The sequence below is a fragment of the Kaarinaea lacus genome, assembly GCF_975902315.1.
On record NZ_CDLKIE010000136.1, the window covers coordinates 1 to 4,773 of the forward strand.

The window sequence follows — 4,773 nt, forward strand, 5'->3', positions numbered from 1 at the left end:
TACAAAAGGTCCATTACTGGAAAATGTTTCGGCGACTCATGCAGTGTCTGCCCTGTCTGCGATTATGATGACGGGTGTTGCCATTGTTGGATTATTTTATCGATCGGAAACCCGTGTTTTAAAGATGGTAGGGTGGGTGAGTATTTTCCTGTTCTGCGTTTACTTGCTCAATACCTTTATTATGTTTTTGTATGGGCATTGAAATCAACCAGGTAACCATAACCCGCCCAGGAATATTCTCATTGCAGATTTCAAAAGTATCTTAATCAACGTCAATGTTTCAGGTTATTTTTATGAAGTATAGTAATTGATGTTTGGTAAAGCACTATTTGGTTATTGATTACTTTACATACTTGGCAATTTCATGTCTGTGGAACAAAAAGAACCTGGTTCCGTCAATTGGCATCTCCTGACAGCTGATCAGACTGCTTCGCAGCTACAGGTTGAGTTTTCGCGTGGTCTGGAACTTGATCAAGTAGAAAAACACCAGAATACCTATGGGCCCAATGCAATTATTACCAAGGAAGGTCGAGGTGTAGGCCATATCCTGCTTGCCCAGTTCTCTGATTTCATGATCATCGTTTTAATTGCAGCAGCAATCGTTTCTGGTCTTATCGGTGAGCCTCAGGATGCTATAGCCATTGTTGTAATTATTGTGCTAAATGCAGTCATAGGATTCGTACAGGATTACCGCGCCGAGAAAGCGCTTGAGGCATTAAAAAAACTTGCGGCTCCTACGGCGACGGTAAGGCGTGGCGGGCAGGTGCAAAATGTTCCTGCAAGTGATTTAGTGCCGGGCGATGTTGTGTTACTGGAAGACGGTAACCTCGTACCTGCCGATATCCGTCTGGCTACCGTGGCGCAACTACAGATTAATGAAGCTGCCCTGACCGGTGAGTCTCAACCGGTCGACAAGGTATCTGCAACGCTGGATGACCCTGATGCACCGGTCGGTGATCGATTAAACATGGTTTTTAAAGGTACCGTGGTTACGCGGGGTCGGGCGGAAGGATTTGTCGCTGCAACGGGTATGCAAACCGAAATCGGTAAGATTGCAACTTTACTCACAGAAGAAGACACCACCAGGACCCCGCTACAAAAAAGACTGGCCCGCTTTGGAAAGCGTCTGGCGATTCTGATTTTATGTATTTGTGCCGTTATTTTTGTCACTGGCCTGTTGCGGGGCGAGCCAACGATATTGATGTTTCTAACCGCGGTTAGCCTTGCGGTTGCAGCTATACCTGAAGCCTTGCCAGCGGTTGTTACGATTTCTTTGGCGCTGGGCGCACGGAAAATGGTGGCACTCAAGGCGTTGATTCGCAGCTTACCTGCTGTCGAAACCCTGGGATCAGTAACATATATATGCTCAGACAAAACAGGTACATTAACTGAAAATTCCATGCGCCTGGAATCAGTCTACTGCGATGGCGAAATGCATGAAACACTGGCCGATAGCGGTACTGAGGTGTGGGAGTTATTCAGCAAAGCGCTGGTATTAAACAGTGATGTTACGGAAAACCAGGATGGCCATTTACGGGGTGATCCAACAGAAGTGGCGATGTACGAGGCTGCGCAAAAAGCGGGTTTTAGTAAATCGCAGTTTCTATCCGCTTTGCCGCGCATTGATGAGTTACCGTTTGACGCTGATCGCAAGTGTATGACAACCATCCATCAGGATGGAAATAATTTTATTTCTTTTACAAAAGGCGCCGCGGAAAACATCGTGCTCAATTGCGGCAATGTATTGACCTCCAAAGGGTTACAGCCGCTGGATAAAGATGCCGTCAAACAGCAGGTAGAGCAGATGGCACGCCAGGGGTATCGTGTTTTGGGTTTAGCGTATCGAAGCTGGTCAACATTACCGCATACCGTAAACCACAACACCATGGAAAGTGATCTGACTTTTATCGGCCTGGTAGGCTTGATCGATCCCCCGCGAGCGGAAACTTTTGAGTCGGTGAAACTATGCAAAAGTGCCGGCATTACGCCCGTGATGATTACCGGTGACCATCCTGCTACTGCCCTGGCGATAGCCGAACGTCTGGGTATTGCGAATCCGCATCAAACGGTATTGACAGGTGTTGATCTGGATAAGCTCTCTATCGAACAGTTTGAAGATGTGGTGAAAGAAGTGCGGGTCTACGCGCGCGTATCTCCTACGCAGAAAATTAAAATCGTTAAAGCACTGCAGGATCTCAACGAATATGTTGCCATGACGGGCGATGGTGTGAATGATGCCCCGGCCCTAAAACGTGCCGATATCGGTGTAGCGATGGGCCAGAAAGGAACCGACGTGGCGCGAGAAGCCTCGCAGCTGGTATTGCTGGATGACAATTTCTCCACTATTGTTACCGCGGTGAAAGAAGGGCGACGTATCTTCGATAATATACGCAAGTTTATCAAGTATACCCTTACCAGTAATTCAGGAGAGATTTGGGTATTGTTTCTTGCACCTTATCTTGGTTTACCCATTCCGCTGCTGCCGATACATATACTGTGGATCAACCTGGTCACCGATGGTCTGCCGGGATTGGCACTGGTTGTCGAGCCAGGCGATCGGGGACTCATGAAACGCTCGCCACGTCCGCCCAACGAAAGTATCTTCGCCCATGGCCTATGGCAGCATATGCTATGGGTCGGATTGCTAATAGGTGCGGTTTCCCTGATAGCTCAGGCCTGGGCATTTCACGCGGGTTCCACGACCTGGCAGACCATGGTCTTTACAACACTTACTTTTGCGCAATTGGCGCATGTTATGGCCATACGCTCAGAACGGGAATCACTATTTACGATAGGAGTATTTTCCAACTTCTACTTGATAGGCGCTATTCTGCTGACTATTCTGTTGCAACTGGCAACAATCTATTTGCCATTTCTTCAACCGATATTTAAAACCCAGCCGCTGTCTTTGAATGAGCTAGCAATATGTTTCGCGTTGTCCAGCGTGATATTCGTTGCAGTGGAGATTGAGAAATGGATGATACGTCACTGGAACATCTATGGTGACGATCTCTACACAGTTAGGGCTTGATGACCCCCTGACGAATAAAAAAATCCCTCTCTCAAAACGAGAGAGGGAGGGGAAGGGTGGGAAAGAGGACTCCCTGTTAACAGGGAGGATAAAGTGACAGGAAGTTTACTCTTTCGTGCCCAGGTAAAAAATTACTATCCGTGACTAAGCAGCAACAGCGCTACGTTTGAAAACTTTTGCGAACAAACCGGTAACACCTGCCTTGATGATATTCACAGGCCTGGCAGTTAATTCACCGACAGGATTCTCACCATAAAGGCCTGAAAGAACCATCGGGATTGCGATCAGGGGAAGGATGGCAAATCCGCCCAGGGGAGCTGAGTTTACTGCCATCGTTGCTACAATCAGGCTACTGCCAAATACTACTCGTAGAATCCGGCTTGCTGTTGAGTTTGTCATTGTTCTGTCCTCGTTTGTTATCTGATTAATGAAGGTTACATGTACTGTGCTGGAGTGTATTAAACAAAATCTCGATGATGAGAAAGTTATGGCAAGATTAAGAGAGGCTTAAGACAATACCACCAAATTGTAAAGGGATATTTTCATGGCCGGCAGGTACCGTGGCTGCTTCTGTTGGCACCGATTTTTCTATGTAACTGGCAACAAAAGCAGGAAGTGGTATTATGGATTAAAAAGCGAGTTTATTAATCATTATGAAATGTCTGTTGATCGTAGCCCATGGTAGCCGCAGAGAGAAATCTAACGACGAAGTACGGTTGTTAGCAGAGCGAGTGAGCAATCAGGATGGTGTTGATTTTGATGATGTGTCAGCTGCATTCCTGGAGCTTGCTGAGCCATCTATTCCTGAAGGATTAGAAGCTTGTATTAAACGCGGTGCGACAAATATTGTTGTGTTTCCCTATTTTCTCGCAGCTGGCAGGCATGTGGTAGAAGATATTCCGGAAGAAATAGCGCCAGTTGTTGTAAAGTACCCAGATGTGAATGTTTCTGTTGCGCCTCACCTGGGACAGGCGACAGAGCTACCTGGAATCATCTTAACCACTGCGCAACAAGATCCCTAATGAAAGCACAGCAGCTACCCTACGATATGGGGAATGCTGGTGATTTCATCAAGCATGGCCTGATTGCGGAGTATGTTGAGTGGTGGTTGACAATCAGTAAATCAGATTTTGTCTTCCTGGATCCATTTGCTGGTAGGCCATACGTAGTGCAACCACATTATGAGGTGCTCCGTCGTATGCAAAAAATTCCAGGTAGTGCATTAATGCGAGGACAGGTTGATGCTGCGAAACGCTATTATGGAAGTGGAACTCTTGTAAAAAATATTACGGCTAACGCAAATCGTAAAGCAGTCATTAAAGTATCGGATCGTAATCTAATTGCGATGGAGGATTTGCTCGAAGAAGGATTCGAGTCTATTCAATTTGACGGTTTTGATACGCAGGAAAGCTTTTCCATCATTAATTGTGAAGTGCCCGCGAATTCGGTGTCTCTAATGTTGCTCGACCCATTTGATGACTTTTTACCGAACTATGCGGAAAGTGTTGTTCCCAGATTAGGCGAATTTATTTCTGTTTGCCAGGTGCCTGTCGCACTGTTCGTGCTTTGTAAAGACTGGGACGATGATTATGGATCCAGATGGCAGCAACTTCGAGAACGTTTTCAATCATCCAGTCTGGTGCAGTTTTCACTTGTATGTCCAAAAATGCCAAATAGTAACGTGAAGGGTGAGAGGCATTTCAATTCGGAGTCATTATTATTGTTGCCCAATGGCTATTACA

5 protein-coding genes are annotated in these 4,773 nt (G+C 46.3%); 4 read left to right on the plus strand and 1 reads right to left on the minus strand.

Annotation, left to right across the window (positions count from 1 at the left end; genetic code table 11):
- The coding region (locus ACWVCM_RS03690) for a hypothetical protein (protein ID WP_455200361.1) at nt 1–202 on the plus strand (202 nt) is incomplete at its 5' end.
- Between the two features lie 162 nt (nt 203–364).
- Nucleotides 365–3,031 carry a calcium-translocating P-type ATPase, PMCA-type gene (locus ACWVCM_RS03695; protein ID WP_455200362.1) on the plus strand — a complete coding sequence of 889 codons (2,667 nt, stop codon included), beginning with the start codon at nt 365–367 and terminating at the stop codon, nt 3,029–3,031.
- A gap of 144 nt (nt 3,032–3,175) precedes the next feature.
- Here ACWVCM_RS03695 and ACWVCM_RS03700 read toward each other — a convergent pair whose 3' ends face one another.
- Nucleotides 3,176–3,430, minus strand: coding sequence for a hypothetical protein (locus ACWVCM_RS03700; protein WP_455200363.1), 255 nt, complete (start codon nt 3,428–3,430; stop codon nt 3,176–3,178).
- A 254-nt stretch (nt 3,431–3,684) separates the two neighbouring features.
- Here ACWVCM_RS03700 and ACWVCM_RS03705 point away from each other — a divergent pair, with 254 nt between their 5' ends.
- Nucleotides 3,685–4,053: a sirohydrochlorin chelatase gene (locus ACWVCM_RS03705; RefSeq protein WP_455200364.1), complete on the plus strand. Its 369-nt coding sequence runs from the start codon at nt 3,685–3,687 to the stop codon at nt 4,051–4,053.
- Nucleotides 4,053–4,773 (plus strand): hypothetical protein (locus tag ACWVCM_RS03710; protein WP_455200365.1); only part of this gene is annotated, 721 nt, incomplete at its 3' end. The genes ACWVCM_RS03705 and ACWVCM_RS03710, both read left to right, overlap by 1 nt.